The following is a 15,980-nucleotide window of genomic DNA, read 5'->3' as shown; positions in this document are numbered from 1 at the left end:
GCCGGGCCGCTCCAGTGCAAAAGTCGGGACTGACGATACCCGGGGCTCAGAGCGGCCGGAAATCCACCAGGCGCTCGGCGGTCGCGCGGTTGAGCGCCATGGGGATGTCGTAGACGGTCGCCAGCCGCGTCAGGGCCTTCACGTCGACATCGTGCGGCAGCGCGGTCAGCGGATCGATGAAGAAGATCAGAAGGTCCACATCGCCGGTGGCGATCAGCGCGCCGATCTGCTGGTCGCCGCCGAGCGGCCCGCTCTTCAGCCGCGTCACGTCGAGGCCGGGGCAGGCCTCCTGCACGCGGCCGCCCGTGGTGCCGGTGGCGACGATCCGCCAGTCCGCCAGCACGCGCTCATGGGCTTTGGCGAATTCCGCCATGTCCTGCTTCTTCAGGTCATGCGCGATCAGCGCCATGCATTTGCGAGCCGTCATCGCGTCCTCCGCATCATCCTCTCCGCTCATATTTCCCGGAACCTAAATCGATTCAAGAGGAAAGTGCGGACGCGTCATTGGACCCCGCCTGCAAGCGGACGGCGCGTGGGCACGGGAACGGAGGGATCGTCAATCGTGGCGGGTGGCATGATGGCGGCGGGCGCGAAGGCCGAGACCGGCGCAGAGGCCGGCCCGGAGACCGGAACGGCGCCACCGAAGGTCGAGGCAGCTTCCGACGAGGATGGCGCGGCCAGCACGCCGCTGCAGGCCTGCGGCAGGTCCGACAGCATGACGAAGCGCGGCTTGACCGGCTTTGCGTCCGGGTTCGGCTTGGGTTTCGCCCAGGGCTCCTGGGTGAACCACCAGGCAAGGGACTTGTCGCAGCCGTCGCCGGGCGCCACGGCCGCCTGCGGCTTGCAGCCGGGCGAATCGGCCGGGCACTTGATGCGGATATGGAAATGCTCGTCATGGCCGTAGATCGGGCGGATCTTGCCCATCGCCGTCCGGTCGCCGGTCCAGGTCTCGCACAGCTTCTTCTTGATCGCGGGATTGACGAAGACGCGATCGACCTCCGGCTCGCTCGCGGCCCGCATCAGCAGCCGCGCATGGGTGGGCGTCCAGCGCTCCGGATTGACGGTGAGGAACTTGGTCTTGTCGAGCATGGACACGAAGGGTCTGGTCTCGCGTTCCGCGACGCTCATCGCCCGCGCGGGCTTGGGCTGGAACCAGATGTCGGCATCGAGCCCGATCTGGTGGGAGGCATGGCCGGTCAGCATCGGCCCGCCGCGGGGCTGGGAGATGTCGCCGAGCAGGATGCCCGAGCCCCAGCCGATCTCGGCCGCATCGCGCGAGAAGCGCTCGAGGAACATGATCATGTGCGGATTGCCCCAGCGCCGGTTGCGCGAGAGGCGCATGGCCTGCCAGGTCGGCCCGTCGGCCGGCAGCGCGACTGCGCCGGACAGGCACCCCTTGGCGTAGGAGCCGAAGGAGGCGGGCGCGGTTTTGCTGGGCAGCGTCATGCCGCCGAACAGCTGCTTGGCCGTCTGCGGCTCCGCCGACAGGGCGGGCTCGAGCCCGAGGAGGGGCAGGACGAGGGCGGCCGCGAGAAAGGCTCTGGCCGCCCATCCGGCCGAAACGCGTGCGCGGGCCGGGAATCGTGTGCCGACGGAAAATCGTGTGAAAGACGATGTCATGCGGGTCTGTCCGGGCTTGTCGTGATCGGGCGATGTCGTCCTTTCTCTCTCACACGGTCTTTGTGTCAGACTTGCGGTCAAGCCGAAGTGACGGCGGATTTCGCGTCCGACCCGGAACCCCGCCTGTCAATCGGCCGCATTTCGCCTATTGTGTGCGGCGAACACGACCAAGGAGACGAACCGCATGCGGCAGACGACGAGCAGGACGACACCGGCACGGACCTTCGGCACCCTCGGCCTCATCGCCGCCGCCATCCTCGCCATTTCCGTCGTCTCACGTCCCGCGCAGGCGCAGGACCCGCAATGGCGCCACGGCATGTCGACCGTGGGCGAGCTGAAATATCCGAAAGGGTTCAAGCAGTTCGACTATGTGAATGCGCAGGCGCCGAAGGGGGGCGAGGTCCGGCTGGCGACCATGGGCACATTCGACACGTTCAACCCGGTGCTGGCCAAGGGCGAGATGGCCGCAGGCGTGGTCGGTCCCGTTGCCAGCGCCTCCGGCATGTCCGTCGGACTGGTGTTCGAAACCTTGATGAAGCCCTCGATGGACGAGGTTCTCACGGACTACGGCCTGCTGGCCGAGGCCGTTGCCTATCCCGATGATTTCGCCTGGGCGAAGTTCCGTCTCCGGCCGGAAGCGACCTGGGCGGACGGCACACCGGTGACGCCGGAGGACGTGGTCTTCAGTTTCGACAAGGCCAAGGAACTCGATCCCAAGGCGGCGTCCTACTACGGGCATATCGCCAAGGTGGAGAAGACCGGCGAACGCGAGGTGACCTTCTCCTTCGACGAGGTCGGAAACCGGGAATTGCCGAAAGTGGCCGGCAGCCTGCTCATCGTGCCCAGACACTGGTGGGAAGGAAAGGACGCGGACGGGCGGCCGCGCGATATCGCGCGCACGACGCTCGACATGCCCATGGGGTCCGGCCCCTACAAGATGACGTCCATGAAAGCCGGCTCCACCGTCCGCTACGAATTGCGGGACGACTACTGGGGCCGGAATCTGAACGTCAATGTGGGGCAGAACAACTTCAAGGCCATCAGTTTCACCTATTATGCAGACCTCGACGTTGCGTTCGAAGCCTTCCGGTCGGGCAATGCGAACTACCGTTGGGAGAATTCCGCCCGACGCTGGGCGACAGCCTACGATTTCCCCGCGATCAAGGATGGCAGGATCAAGCTCGAGCGGCTGGAGAACGACAACCGGGACAGCGGCGTCATGGTCGGCTTCATCCTCAACCTGCGCCGCGAGCCGTTCAAGGACGTCCGGGTGCGGGAGGCGCTCAACTACGCCTTCGATTTCGAGGAGCTGAAGCGGACGATCTTCTACAACGAGTATGATCGCATCGACAGCTTCTTCTTTCCGACGGAACTGGCGTCTTCGGGACTTCCCAAGGGGCGGGAGCTGGAGATTCTCACGGAACTGAAGGACAAGGTTCCGCCGACCGTCTTTACCAAGCCTTACACGAACCCCGTCGGCGGAGACCCGGCCAAGCTTCGCGACAATCTGCGCAAGGCGATCGGGCTTCTGAAGGAGGCGGGCTTCGAGCTGAAGAGCAACCGGATGATCGAAACCAAGACGGGCAAGCCGCTGAGCTTCGAGATCCTGCTCGACGGCACGACGATCGAGCGCGTCGCCTTGCCCTTCAGCCAGAACCTGCGGAAGATCGGCATCGAGGCGCGCGTTCGCACCGTCGACAGTTCGCAGTACACCAATCGCTGGCGATCCAAGGACTTCGACGCCATCTATCTCGGCTGGGCGCAGTCTCTCAACCCGGGCAACGAGCAGACGGAATACTGGGGCACGACGGCCGCCTCGCGCGAAGGCTCGCAGAATTTCTCCGGTCTTGCCGATCCGGGTGTCGATGCCCTGATCCGCAAGGTGATCTTTGCCAAGGATCGCGCCGATCTGGTCGCCGCGACGAAGGCGCTCGACCGCGTGCTCCTGGCACAGCAGATCGTCATTCCCAGCTATGCCTCGCGCGACATGCGGATCGCCTATGCGCAGGACCTGACGCATCCTGAAAATCTGCCGCAATACAATGTCGGCTTTCCCGCGATCTGGTGGTCCGCCGCCGCGAAAGCTCCATGAAAGCCTTGCACGTCAGACTGGCCTGCTTTTCATAGGCAGGCCGCGAATCAGGAACGGGAACGTCAGCGCTTTGATCGCACATCGCACAATCGGGTTTCATCAGACGGGGGGCCGCAGCGGCGCCCTCTGCGCCGCCGTCACGTGGCTGGCGCGGCTCATGTCGGGCGTGCGGATCTGATGGGCGGCTATATCCTGCGCCGCCTCTTCCTGATGATCCCGACGATCATCGGCATCATGGCCATCTCGTTTGCCGTCGTCCAGTTCGCACCCGGCGGTCCGGTCGAGCAGGTCATCGCCGATCTCACCGGGCCGAACCAGGGCGGCGACCGGCTGTCCGGCGGCGGTGGCGACCTTGCGGGCGCCTCCGGCGGCGACCAGAGCGGCGGCAGCTATCGCGGCGCGCAGGGGCTCGACCCCGATTTCATCGCCAAGCTGGAAAAGCAGTTCGGCTTCGACAAGCCGCCGCTCGAACGCTTCCTGACGATGATGTGGAACTATGCGCGCTTCGACTTCGGCGAGAGCTTCTTCCGCAACACCTCGGTCATCGACCTCATCCTCGACAAGATGCCGGTGTCGATCTCGCTCGGCCTGTGGATCCTCGTCCTCTCCTACGCGATCTCCATCCCGCTCGGCATCCGCAAGGCGGTGTCGGACGGCTCGCGCTTCGACGTGTGGACCTCCGGCATCGTCATCGTCGGCTATGCCGTGCCGGGCTTCCTGTTCGGCATCCTGCTGATCGTGCTCTTTGCCGGCGGCTCCTTCCTCGACTGGTTCCCGCTGCGCGGTCTCGTTTCGGACAATTTCAGCCAGCTCAACTGGTGGCAGAAGATCCTCGACTATCTCTGGCACATGACGTTGCCGCTGATCACGCTGCTGCTGTCGGCCTTCGCCACCACGACGCTGCTCACCAAGAATTCCTTCATCGACGAGATCCGCAAGCAATATGTCGTCACCGCCCGCGCCAAGGGGCTGGCGGAGCGGCAGGTGCTCTATCGCCATGTTTTTCGCAACGCCATGCTGATCATCATCGCCGGCTTTCCCGCCGCCTTCATCTCCGCCTTCTTCACGGGTTCGCTTCTGACCGAATACATCTTCTCGCTCGATGGCCTCGGCCGTCTCGGCTATGACGCCGTCGTCAAGCGCGACTATCCGATCGTCTTCGGCACGCTGTTCATCTTCTCGCTGATGGGCCTCGTCGTCAGCCTTCTGTCGGATCTCATCTACACCTGGGTCGATCCGCGCATCGACTTCGAGCGGAGGGACGTCTGATGACGGACATCACCGCGCACCCGGCCGGTGCCGCCCTTGTCCGGCCCGGCCGCCTGTCGCCCGTCGCCCGGCGCCGCTGGGAGAACTTCAAGGCCAACCGGCGCGGCTACTGGTCGTTCTGGATCTTCCTCGCGCTCTTCGGCTTCAGCCTCTGCGCCGAATTCATCGCCAACGACCGGCCGATCCTCGTCTCCTACAAGGGCGAACTGCTGGTGCCGGTGCTGGTCAACTATCCCGAAGACAGGTTCGGCGGCTTTCTGGCCGAGACCGACTATGCCTCCGACTTCATCCGCGAGGAGATCGAGGCGAACGGCTGGATGGTCTGGCCGCCGATCCGCTATTCCTACCGCAGCGCCAACTCCAACATCCCGCATTCCGCCCCCACGGCGCCCTTCTGGACGATGAGCGCGGCGGAGCGCTGCTCCGGCTACCCGCAAGGGGAGGCCGATCGCGGCTGCACGCCCGGCAATTTCAACTGGCTCGGCACCGACGACCAGGCGCGCGACGTTGCCGCCCGCACGATCTACGGGTTTCGCATCTCGGTGCTCTTCGGTCTGGCGCTGACCCTCGCCTCCGCCGTCGTCGGCGTCACCGCCGGTGCCGTGCAGGGCTATTTCGGCGGATGGACGGACCTTCTGATGCAGCGCTTCATCGAGATCTGGTCGTCCATGCCGGTGCTCTACATCCTCCTGATCATCGCGGCGATCCTGCCGCCCGGCTTCTTCGTGCTGCTCGGCATCATGCTGCTCTTCTCCTGGGTCGGCTTCGTCGGCGTGGTCCGGGCCGAATTCCTGCGGGCGCGCAATTTCGAATATGTCCGCGCCGCCCGGGCGCTGGGCGTCGGCAATGCCACGATCATGTGGCGGCATCTGCTGCCCAACGCCATGGTCGCCACGCTCACCTTCCTGCCCTTCATCCTTTCGGGCTCCATCACCACGCTCACCTCGCTCGACTTCCTCGGCTTCGGCATGCCCCCCGGCTCGCCCTCGCTCGGCGAGCTGATCGCGCAGGGCAAGTCCAACCTCCAGGCCCCCTGGCTCGGCCTCACCGCTTTTCTGGTGATGTCGGTCATGCTGTCGCTCCTGATCTTCATCGGCGAGGCCGCCCGCGACGCCTTCGATCCGCGAAAGACGTTTGGGTGATCTCGCCAGATGAAGGTATTGGCGGTATGATGGTTGCACCGCAATACAAAGGAAGGACGAGAGATGAACAAGATCGTGCGCGCTCATTACCCCGCATCGAAACTTCCTGATGACCTCAGGAGTGGCTTCGACTCCGACGCAACGGTTCGAATCGTCATCGAACAACAGGACATATCGCCTGATGTGCCTGAACGCGGCGTAGCGGAGAAGACTCCGCTTTTCCTTCCGACCTATCGCGAGCCGGGTGCACCGGTAGAACTTGCGGACCTGTTGAAAGATATTCGAGCTTACAAGGAAAAGCGCGGATCGACGACAGATGCCGAGGAAGCTGTTCGCCGGATACGGGAGCTGCGGGACGAATGGGATGATGAATGAGGAAGGCACCAAGGATCTATTTCGACACGAACGCCTTCATTTTCGTCGCAGAAGAGAAATCGGAACGTTCAGCCTTATTGATCGACTTGATTTCGATCTCCGAGGCAGCCGACTCACCCATTATTTTGACCAGTGAACTCACGCTGGCCGAGGTTCTTACCAAACCCTATAAAAATCACGATGACGAACTCATCTCTCGTTATGATAATATGGTTCGGCAGTGTGCTTGGCTGGATGTCGAACCCGTTTCCCGGCAGGTGCTCTGGTATGCCGCCGTGCTTCGGTCGCAAACACGGTTGAAACTGCCTGACGCCATTCACCTTTCAACAGCTTTTGGATGTGAATGCTCGCTCTTCCTTACCGATGATCGTGATCTGCGGAAGGTCGATGAAATCTACAACCTCCGCTATGGCGTGCGGAAAGCCGCTTCGATCAAAATGGCCGCTCCCGACATCCCCACACTCACCACCCTCCTGGAATCCCTGTCCCCATGACCGAACCGCTCCTCTCCGTGCGCGATCTCTCCGTGGCTTTCCACCAGGGCGGCAAGACGTCTCTGGCGGTCGATCGGGTGTCGTTCGATATCGCGAAGGGCGAGGTCGTGGCACTCGTCGGCGAATCCGGGTCCGGCAAGTCGGTGTCGGCCAATTCGATCCTGAAGCTTCTGCCCTATCCCGCCGCCAGTCATCCGGGCGGGGAAATCCTGTTCAACGGGCGCGACCTGCTGAAGATCGACGATGCCGCGCTGCGGGACGTGCGCGGCAACGACATCACGATGATCTTTCAGGAGCCGATGACCTCGCTCAATCCGCTCCATTCGATCGAGCGGCAGATCGCGGAAATCCTCGACCTGCACCAGGGCATCAAGCCGGCGCAGGCGCGGCCGCGCGTGCTGGAGCTTCTGCGGCAGGTCGGCATCCGCGAGCCGGAGAAGCGCCTCAAGGCCTATCCGCACGAGCTTTCCGGCGGACAGCGCCAGCGCGTGATGATCGCCATGGCGCTTGCCAACCGGCCGGAGCTGCTGATCGCCGACGAGCCGACCACGGCGCTCGACGTGACCGTGCAGGCGCAGATCCTTGCGCTTCTCAAGCAGCTGAAGGACGAGCACGGCATGTCCATGCTGTTCATCACCCATGATCTCGGCATCGTCCGCAAGATCGCCGACCGCGTCTGCGTCATGACGAAGGGCAGGATCGTGGAAACCGGGCCGACGGCCGAGATCTTCGACAATCCGCAGCACGCCTATACCCGTCATCTGCTCGCTTCCGAGCCGCGCGGCAAGCCGCCGGCTTCCGACGAGACGAAGCCGATCGTCATCGAGGCGAAGGACATGAAGGTCTGGTTCCCGATCAAGGCCGGCTTCCTGCGCAAGACCGTGGACCATGTGAAGGCGGTCGATGGCATCGACCTGACGCTGCGCGCCGGCCAGACGCTCGGCGTCGTCGGCGAATCCGGGTCCGGCAAGACCACGCTCGGCCTCGCGCTCACCCGGCTGATCGGGTCGCAGGGGCGCATAAGCTTCGAGGGACAGACGATCGAGCGCTATTCCTTCAGCCAGATGCGGCCGCTGCGCCGGCGCATGCAGATCGTCTTCCAGGACCCCTTCGGCTCGCTCAGCCCGCGCATGGCCGTCTCCGACATCATCGGCGAAGGGTTGCAGGTGCACGAGCCGTCCCTGTCGGCACGGGAGCGGGACACGCGCGTGGCCGCGGCGTTGGAGGAGGTCGGCCTCGACGCTGCCACGCGCTGGCGCTACCCGCACGAGTTCTCCGGCGGCCAGCGGCAGCGCATCGCCATCGCCCGCGCCATGGTGCTGAAGCCGCAATTCGTGATGCTGGACGAGCCGACCTCGGCGCTCGACATGAGCGTACAGGCGCAGGTGGTCGATCTGCTGCGCGACCTGCAGGCGCGCCATGGGCTCGCCTATCTTTTCATCAGCCACGACCTCAAGGTCGTGCGGGCGCTCGCCAACGACATGATCGTCATGCGCCTCGGCAAGGTCGTGGAGAAAGGGCCGGCGGAAGCCATTTTCACCGCGCCGCGCGACGACTATACCAAGGCCCTCATGGCCGCTGCCTTCGATCTCGAGGCCGTGCCCGTCCCCGCCGTGCGCCAGTAGGCTGCGGCCAAGATCACCGTTTCCGGAAAGACGTCATGCCCTCCACCGCCGCCCCCGTCGTCATCGACCTGAAGTTCAACGCGGACGAGGTGACGGCAGCGCTTGTCGGCGCCTTTCCCGGACGCCACGTCATCAACCGCGCCGATCCCGCCGATGCCGGGCGCGATCTGTCGCAGGCCCGCTATGCCGTGGTCTGGAAGTCGCAGCCCGATCTCTTCGACCGTGCGCCGAACCTTGATGCCGTATTCTCCGGCGGTGCCGGCGTCGATCACGTGCTGACGCTGCCGGGATTGCCGGATGTGCCGCTGGTGCGCTTCGTCGATCCGACGCTCACCACCCGCATGAGCGAATGGGTGGTGCTGCAGTGCCTGCTGCATCTGCGCCAGCATGTGCGCTACGAGGAACAGGCACGGCGCGGCGTCTGGGCCGAGCTTTCCCAGCCGGAGGCGCGGGAGCTCACCGTCGGCGTTATGGGCCTCGGCGTGCTGGGCCAGGATGCGGCGCGCAAGCTGAAGACGATGGGGTTCACCGTCATCGGCTGGTCGCGCCGGGCAAAGACGATCGAGGGGATCGACACCTATGACGAGACCGGCCTCGACACCTTCCTCGCGCGCACCGATATCCTCGTCGGCCTCCTGCCGCTGACGGCGGAGACGCGCGGCCTGTTCGATGCGGCGCTGTTTGCGAAACTGAGCCGCAAGGGACCGTTCGGTGCACCCGTCTTCATCAATGCCGGCCGGGGCGGCAGTCAGGTGGAGGCTGACATCGTCGCGTCCGTCCGCTCCGGCGTGCTGCACGGGGCGTCGCTCGACGTGTTCTCCTCCGAACCGCTGGAGGCCGATAGCCCGCTATGGACGTTGCCGAACGTCATCGTGACGCCGCATGCCGCCGCGGCGTCGGATGTCCGCGCGCTCTTCCGCCATGTGGAAAAGCAGATCGAGCGGCACGAAGCGGGCCTGCCCTTCGAGCATCTGGTCGATCGAACAGCCGGCTATTGATCTCGTGTTTCAGAGCCGTTCGACGGGCCGGCGGAAGGCGGTCGGCTGTTCGTAGAGCCATCCGATCCGCTCGATGGCCTCGTCCAGCCCTTCGCGCGCCACCGTCATGGTGTTGCCATTGGCATGGATCAGGGTCGCGCCATCCTCCATAATCGCCACATGCCCTTTCCAGAAGACGAGGTCGCCGCGGCGCAGATCTTCGCGGGCGATCTCGTGGCCGAGGGATGCGGCCTGCAGGTCGGTGTCGCGCGGCGCGCTGACGCCGGTCATCATCAGCGACAGTTGCACGAGCCCCGAGCAATCGATGCCGAAGCCGGAACGGCCGCCCCAGAGATAGGGCGTTTCGAGGAAGCGTGCGGCGATGGAGACATAGTCGCCCGGCAGGGCCTCGCCGACCGGCGCGCAATGACCGGCGACGACCGCCTGGCCATTCTCCAGAAGGAAATAGCGTGTGCCGCGGGTGCCACGCTCGTCGATCGCGGTGATGCGGCTGCCCATCGACAGCGCCTGCACGGTGGGAAAGCGCAGATCCGCGCCGGAATAGACGAAGGTGCGCGGCGCGGTGATGATGTGCGTCGGGCTCTTCTGAATGCTGACCACCGCGAAATCCGGGACGTAGCCGACATAGCTGTCCGCATCCGCCTTGACCCAGGCCCAGCCCTGCGAGGTGTCGAGCACACGCACGGTCTCGCCGATCAGGAGCTCCGTATCGGTGCCGCAGCCGAGATCCGGCTCGGCCCGCAGCGGCATCACCGGCACGCAGCAGACGGCAGACGAACCGGCGGTATAGGCCAGCGCATCCACATGGCCGCGCAGGCTTTCCTCCGCGAGATCCGGGCGAAAGGCATGAAGCCTGCGGTCGAAGGAATGGGTCATTACGCTCACAGGAAAGGAGGTGTGGGAAGGAGAGGGTCAGAGCGACAGTCTACGGCCACGATCAATGATCAGATCGCCGAGCTTTTCAAGATAGAGCGCGCCGGTGACGGTGCGTTTGATGACGACGTTGCGGCGGTCGCGCTCGTCGCGCACCCGCTCCACCAGTCCGCGCTCGCCCATCGTGTCCAGTGCCCGCGTGATCACCGGCTTGGTGACCCCCAGCGTCGCGGCAAGGCCGCGCACCGTGTGCGGCGGCGGGACGAGGTAGATATGGAGAAGAATGGCCATCTGCCGCAGCGTCAGGTCGCCGGTCTCGATGCGCACCTGATCGAGCGAGACCGTGTGCCAGAGCGTCAGCGCCTGCGTTGCGGACAGTTCGACCGGCATGATCCCTCCGGGCTTCGCGGAAAACAGATCCAACTTGTCCCGGAAAATCGTTACGGAAGCGTTCCCGCACGCCCGACCCGGTGCAGGCGCCGCGTGATGCGCTCGAGATGGGCGCGGCGTCGCGCGTCCGTCACCCGGTCCATGTCGTGCAGCGACAGCATCCGGAAGTCCACGCCCTCGGCGCAGAACGGCGCGATGCCGCGCCGCATCAGTCGGCGAACGGGGTCGCCCATGACGAGGCGTGCGACCCACCAGGGCGAGCCGGTGGTCGTATAGGCATGGAGCAGGCGGATATTCGTCAGCTTGCGCACGATCCGCCCGCGCGCCGCGTCATGGGTGAAGGCGATGCCGGGCACGAAGACGCGGTCGAAGAAGCCCTTGAGGATCGCCGGGAAATTGAACCACCATTGCGGAAAGACGAGAATCAGCCCTTCGGCCGCCGACAGTCTCTCCACGATCGGCGCGATGCCCGTGGTGTCGTAGGGGTCGTCGAAATAGCCGCGTCGCTCCGCTTGGGCGAGGCGCGGATCGAAGTCCTCCGCATAGAGGTCGAGCCGATCGACGCTGTGGCCATTGGCCTCCAGCGCCCGCGTCGCGGTGTCGGCCACGGCCCCGGCGAAGCTGTCCTGCAGCGGATGGGCGAGCACGAGAAGGAAATGCATCGGATATCCTCGAACGGTTCGTCGTCGCATCGGTCTGCGGCAACCCGGCCCGTCTGTGCTTGCCAAGCCCTAGAACAGGCTGCCCTGCTTGGCCGGCACCGCGCTGCCGCGCTTGCGCGTTTTCGGTGCCGTTCCCTCGGTGGTGATTGCACCGACCGTGCCGTCGGCAAATTGCAGGGCCACGGACTGGCCGGTGGAGAGCGCGGCGGCGGCCTTGACCGGTGCGCCGTCGGCATCCCGCACGATCGCGTAGCCGCGGGCAAGCACGTTCTGGTAGGAGAGCGACTGCAGCACCCGGTCCTGCGCCGTAACAGCGCTGCGGGCGCGCCGCAGCTCGGCGGCGACGGCGGCGTCCGCGCGGCCTGACAGGCCGTGCAGCCGGTCGGCGGAGCGATGGATCTGCGAGAGCAGCCGCACGGGCAGGCCGCGCAGCGCCGCATCCGCCGAGGTCACGCGCGTGCCGGCGCGGGCGATCAGCCGTTCGACATTGCGCTCCGCCCGCACCATCCGTTCGAGAAGCCGCTGGCGGCGGTCGTTGATCCGGGCGGCGAGCATGTCGGGGCGCAGATGCGCGCCGACGCGCTCGAAGCTGCGGCGCTTGTCGGCGGTGTTCGACACCAGCCCGCGCACGAGCCCGGAGGCCGCCTCGTCGAAGCGGCGGCGGGGCAGGGCGAGCACCTGATCGAGCGAGGGCAGCGCGCGTGCAAGGGCGCGCAGCGCGTGCCGGCGATGGTCCATATGCCGGCCGGCAGCATTGCGCAGGCGCGCCGTCAGCGCCGTCAGCGTCGCCTCGAGGTCGGCGCGCACCGGCACCGCCATTTCCGCGGCACCCGTCGGCGTCGGCGCGCGACGGTCGGCCGCGTGGTCGATCAGCGTCCAGTCGGTCTCGTGCCCGACGGCGGAGATGAGCGGAATATCGGAGGCGGCGGCGGCCCGCACCACGGCCTCGTCGTTGAAGCCCCAGAGGTCCTCGAGACTGCCGCCGCCGCGCGCGACGATCAGCACGTCCGGCCGGACGATCGGCCCGCCGGGCTCCAGCGCATTGAAGCCGCGGATGGCGGCGGCCACCTCGTCGCCGGAGCCCTCGCCCTGCACCTTGACCGGCCAGACGACGACATGCACGGGAAAGCGATCGGCGATGCGGTGCAGGATATCGCGGATGACGGCGCCGGTGGGCGAGGTGACGACGCCGATGACGCGCGGCATGAACGGCAGGCGCTGCTTGCGGCTGTCCTCGAACAGGCCTTCGGCGGCAAGCTTGCGCCGGCGCTCTTCCAGAAGCGCCATCAGCGCGCCGGCACCGGCAGGCTCCAGCGTCTCGATCATGATCTGGTATTTGGACGAGCCGGGGAAGGTCGTGACCTTGCCGACGGCGATCACCTCCATGCCCTCTTCGGGCTTGAAGCGCAGCTTGCCCATCGTGCCCTTCCAGACCACGGCGTCGATGCGGGCGCGTTCGTCCTTCAGCCCGAAATAGGCATGGCCCGAGGAATGCGGACCGCGATAGCCGCAGATTTCTCCGCGCACGCGCACCTGGTCGAAGGCCTGCTCCATCGTCCGCTTGATCGAGCCGGACAGCTCGGAAACGGAATATTCCCACAGGTTTGACGGCGAATCGGCATCGAAGGAAAAGCTCATGCCGCCATTGTGACGCGCCCCCGCGCAGAAGACCAGATGCGGCGTTCCGGCGAAGAATGTCGCCATCGTTTTTCCCCGCCGCGCCGTCCTGCGGCATTCTGTCGGCGAAAGACCAATGTGAACCGAGAGAAGGACGACAGACCCATGACCGACCGTTTCGCCCACACGGCAAATTCTCTTTCGAGCCCCGCCACCCACGCCTTCGCCATCACGCCGGCCGACACGGCCGACCTGCCCGAGACGACGCGGGCGATCTTCGTGGGATCGGAAGGCTCGCTCGCGCTGCGCATGCAGTCCGGCGCGCTCGTCACGCTTACCGGCATTCCCCAGGGCACGCTGCTGCCGCTGCGGGCCGACCGCATCCTTGCGACCGGCACCACCGCGTCGAGCCTCGTCGGGCTCGTCTGACCGTTTCCCGGCTATCACCGATGGATGACCAACAACCCTCCACGATCGTCATCCTCGGCCTTGTCCCACTGCTGTCCGGTTTAAATCTCTGCCCATTGGAACGCCAATTGGTTCTTACTTCGGATGTGGTTTGGCGGCGGCTCGAGGAGGCGGTCGGTTCGGCGGCGGTGCATCAGGTTGGCGCGCACCAGACGGGCGAAGGCAATCGGGCTCGAGATGATCGTCTGGTCGGCCTGCGCGCATCGCAGCAGGAGGTAGGCGATCAGGGCGACGGCGATCTGAATGCGGACGGCGTTCTCCGACGTGCCCAGAAAATGCCGGATCTTCAGCGTCTGCTTGACCCAGCGGAAAAACAGCTCGATCGCCCAACGGCGCTTGTAGAGATCCGCGATCTCCTGTGCCGGCGCATCGAGGTCGTTGGAGAGAACCCGCAGCACCTTGCCTGTCTCGGTTCTCACGGTGATCTCGCGAACCGGATCACCGAACGGGTTCTTCCGGTTTCTTGCCTGACGTGCCGGCAGGAAACCGATGCGGTCCGACAGGATCGGGCCGGTCTCTTCGACCGGCTGTTCGCGTGTTACGGTCAGCGGCGTGTGCGACTTGAACCGGGTTACGATCCGGCATCCCGCCTTGTCCATTTCAGCCCACCAGCCGAAGTCATAATAGCCAAGATCAAAGACATAGGTGGCGCCCGGCTCGATCGGCATGGCTTTGGCCGCGGTGATGTCATTAACATTGGCCGGGGTGACGGTCGCATAGATCGGCCGTTCGGCATCCGCATCGTAGATCACGTGAACCTTGGCGCCACAGGCCTGATGGGAGAACCGCGCCCATTGCGATCCGGCACCCGACAGGCGAACCCCTGTCGCATCGATAAGATAGGTCGCCTCGCCAACGGCCCGGCGAAGGCCGCGCCCCGCTCTTGCCACCCGTTCGGCAAAGAGGCCGGCAAACACCGCACTGGATCGCTTCGCATTGGCATCAGCAAGCGTCGAGCGCGTGGTTGGCCGCGCGCCCAGATGATAGAGCCGTGCCGAATGGCTCTCCAGCCCTGCGGCGATCTCGCGAAGGCTCACGGCGCCCGCAAGCTGGCCGTACAAAAGCGCGATCAACTGGGTCTTCGTCGACAGCCGCCGCACATGCTTGTCGGCATTGTGTTCCTCGACCAGCCGATCGAACGCCGACCAGGGAACACGCTTCAAAAGATCATGAAAGACGCTATTGTGATGCCGCACGGTGTTGCCTCCCTTTCGTGTCCGAGATCGTCGCCAAACGCTCGAATACGAGTAGAATCAACACCGTGCACCTTGTCTACAAATTTAAACCGGACAGCAGTGGGACAAGGCCCAAGGATGACGGAGGAGACGATGCGGCGCTTTATCGGAAGTCTCAGACGGCTTCCCAGCCGTCCTTGTCGCTGGCGCGGTAGATCGCGTCGATGAAGGCCTGGTTGGCGCGCGAGTTTTCGAGCGTCACGACATCGTCTTTGCCGCCCGTGGCCGCGCGCGAAAAGGCTTCGGCCTGAAGCTTGTACTGGCGCGTGTCCTGGAAGCGGAAAAGCTGCGACTGGCTGTGGTTCTGGTTGGTCAGGGCCACTTCCTGGCGGCCGTAGCGCTCGGCATTGAAGGGCGAGGTCACCTCGATCATGCCCTCCTCGCCGTGGAACACCATGACCTGGCGGGCCGCAAGCTGGGTGGAGATGTAGAAGGACAGTTCGAACGTGCCGAAATCGGCCCGGACGCTCGAATAGATATCGGTGCCGAAGGTCGCATCGCGTTCCGTCGTCGCCTGCACCCGCTGCGGCTCGATGCCGGTCGAAAACCGGGTCGCCATGGTGGGGTAGACGCCGATATCGGGAAGGCCGCCGCCGCCGAGTTCGGGAATGTTGCGCATGTTCGCCGGGTCGCGATTGAAATAGGTGAAGGCGCCCTGCACATGCCGCAGCCGGCCGATCGCGCCTTCGGCGAGCAGCGCGCGGACCTTGTGCCAGACGGGGCTGTAGGTGATCATATAGGCTTCCGAGATCAGGACGCCGGTGCGGTCGCGCGCCTCGATCAGCCGGTCGATCTCTGCTGCCTTCAGGGCGATCGGCTTTTCGCAGAGCACATGCTTGCCGGCTTCCGCCGCCCGGATCGACCATTCGACATGCTGGGCGGTCGGCAGGGGGATGTAGACGGCGTCGATCACGTCGGAGGCCAGCATCTCCTCATAGCTCGCAAAGGCGTGCGGCACGGAAAAACGGTCCGCCATGGCGCGGGCGCGGGCGCCGTCGCGGCTGGCAATGGCGGTGACGACGCAGTTTTCCGCGTCCTGGATGGCGGGAACGACCGCATCGCGACCGATCTTGGCGGTCGACAGAATTCCGAACCTCAACATGACATGCTTCTCCCTGAC

General features: G+C 65.2%; 16 protein-coding genes. 8 read left to right on the top strand and 8 right to left on the bottom strand.

Going from position 1 to position 15,980, the window contains the following annotated elements; translation table 11 throughout:
* Window positions 1-46 precede the first annotated feature (46 nt).
* A complete protein-coding gene (locus LRX75_RS13875; RefSeq protein WP_231815287.1) occupies window positions 47-427 on the bottom strand; it encodes a methylglyoxal synthase in 381 nt (126 codons plus the stop codon).
* A 74-nt stretch (window positions 428-501) separates the two neighbouring features.
* On the bottom strand, window positions 502-1,620 hold the full coding sequence (mepA, locus tag LRX75_RS13870; RefSeq protein ID WP_231815285.1) for a penicillin-insensitive murein endopeptidase: 1,119 nt from the start codon (window positions 1,618-1,620) through the stop codon (window positions 502-504).
* Between the two features lie 184 nt (window positions 1,621-1,804).
* Here mepA and LRX75_RS13865 point away from each other — a divergent pair, with 184 nt between their 5' ends.
* The 7 genes from LRX75_RS13865 (at window position 1,805) to LRX75_RS13835 (ending at window position 9,615) form a co-directional block, all read left to right on the top strand.
* On the top strand, window positions 1,805-3,712 hold the full coding sequence (locus LRX75_RS13865) for an extracellular solute-binding protein (protein ID WP_231815282.1): 1,908 nt from the start codon (window positions 1,805-1,807) through the stop codon (window positions 3,710-3,712).
* A 177-nt stretch (window positions 3,713-3,889) separates the two neighbouring features.
* Window positions 3,890-4,981 (top strand): microcin C ABC transporter permease YejB, encoded by a 1,092-nt coding sequence (locus LRX75_RS13860; RefSeq protein WP_113149512.1) that lies wholly within the window; start codon window positions 3,890-3,892, stop codon window positions 4,979-4,981.
* Window positions 4,981-6,123, top strand: coding sequence for an ABC transporter permease (locus LRX75_RS13855; RefSeq protein WP_231815280.1), 1,143 nt, complete (start codon window positions 4,981-4,983; stop codon window positions 6,121-6,123). Before LRX75_RS13860 ends, LRX75_RS13855 begins: the two co-directional genes overlap by 1 nt.
* Window positions 6,124-6,186: 63 nt before the next feature.
* Window positions 6,187-6,498, top strand: coding sequence for a hypothetical protein (locus tag LRX75_RS13850; RefSeq protein ID WP_231815278.1), 312 nt, complete (start codon window positions 6,187-6,189; stop codon window positions 6,496-6,498).
* Complete coding sequence (locus LRX75_RS13845; RefSeq protein WP_231815277.1) at window positions 6,495-6,992, top strand: type II toxin-antitoxin system VapC family toxin; 498 nt, start codon at window positions 6,495-6,497, stop codon at window positions 6,990-6,992. Before LRX75_RS13850 ends, LRX75_RS13845 begins: the two co-directional genes overlap by 4 nt.
* Window positions 6,989-8,617: an ABC transporter ATP-binding protein gene (locus tag LRX75_RS13840; RefSeq protein WP_231815275.1), complete on the top strand. Its 1,629-nt coding sequence runs from the start codon at window positions 6,989-6,991 to the stop codon at window positions 8,615-8,617. Before LRX75_RS13845 ends, LRX75_RS13840 begins: the two co-directional genes overlap by 4 nt.
* Before the next feature lie 35 nt (window positions 8,618-8,652).
* Window positions 8,653-9,615 carry a 2-hydroxyacid dehydrogenase gene (locus tag LRX75_RS13835; protein ID WP_231815272.1) on the top strand — a complete coding sequence of 321 codons (963 nt, stop codon included), beginning with the start codon at window positions 8,653-8,655 and terminating at the stop codon, window positions 9,613-9,615.
* A gap of 9 nt (window positions 9,616-9,624) precedes the next feature.
* Here LRX75_RS13835 and LRX75_RS13830 read toward each other — a convergent pair whose 3' ends face one another.
* From LRX75_RS13830 to xseA, 4 genes are all read right to left on the bottom strand, one after another.
* The gene (locus LRX75_RS13830; protein WP_231815271.1) at window positions 9,625-10,491 is read right to left on the bottom strand and encodes a C40 family peptidase; all 867 of its coding nucleotides are present in this window, start codon (window positions 10,489-10,491) and stop codon (window positions 9,625-9,627) included.
* A gap of 36 nt (window positions 10,492-10,527) precedes the next feature.
* The gene (locus LRX75_RS13825; protein WP_092985922.1) at window positions 10,528-10,878 is read right to left on the bottom strand and encodes a MarR family transcriptional regulator; all 351 of its coding nucleotides are present in this window, start codon (window positions 10,876-10,878) and stop codon (window positions 10,528-10,530) included.
* A 50-nt stretch (window positions 10,879-10,928) separates the two neighbouring features.
* Window positions 10,929-11,540 (bottom strand): NAD(P)H-dependent oxidoreductase, encoded by a 612-nt coding sequence (locus LRX75_RS13820; RefSeq protein ID WP_231815269.1) that lies wholly within the window; start codon window positions 11,538-11,540, stop codon window positions 10,929-10,931.
* 69 nt (window positions 11,541-11,609) lie between these two features.
* On the bottom strand, window positions 11,610-13,178 hold the full coding sequence (gene xseA / locus LRX75_RS13815; protein WP_231815466.1) for an exodeoxyribonuclease VII large subunit: 1,569 nt from the start codon (window positions 13,176-13,178) through the stop codon (window positions 11,610-11,612).
* Between the two features lie 144 nt (window positions 13,179-13,322).
* Between xseA and LRX75_RS13810 the strand changes: the two genes are divergently transcribed.
* Complete coding sequence (locus LRX75_RS13810; RefSeq protein WP_231815267.1) at window positions 13,323-13,586, top strand: spike base protein, RCAP_Rcc01079 family; 264 nt, start codon at window positions 13,323-13,325, stop codon at window positions 13,584-13,586.
* 80 nt (window positions 13,587-13,666) lie between these two features.
* Here LRX75_RS13810 and LRX75_RS13805 read toward each other — a convergent pair whose 3' ends face one another.
* Both LRX75_RS13805 and LRX75_RS13800 read right to left on the bottom strand, forming a co-directional pair.
* Window positions 13,667-14,821 (bottom strand): IS4 family transposase, encoded by a 1,155-nt coding sequence (locus LRX75_RS13805; RefSeq protein ID WP_231815265.1) that lies wholly within the window; start codon window positions 14,819-14,821, stop codon window positions 13,667-13,669.
* Between the two features lie 154 nt (window positions 14,822-14,975).
* A complete protein-coding gene (locus tag LRX75_RS13800) occupies window positions 14,976-15,962 on the bottom strand; it encodes a Gfo/Idh/MocA family protein (RefSeq protein ID WP_231815262.1) in 987 nt (328 codons plus the stop codon).
* Between the last annotated feature and the right edge of the window lie 18 nt (window positions 15,963-15,980).

It is taken from the genome of Rhizobium quercicola (assembly GCF_021168455.1).
Lineage (GTDB): Bacteria > Pseudomonadota > Alphaproteobacteria > Rhizobiales > Rhizobiaceae > Ferranicluibacter > Ferranicluibacter quercicola.
The sequence above is the reverse complement of the archived record's forward strand: the minus strand, read 5'-3'. Positions and strand labels throughout refer to the sequence as shown.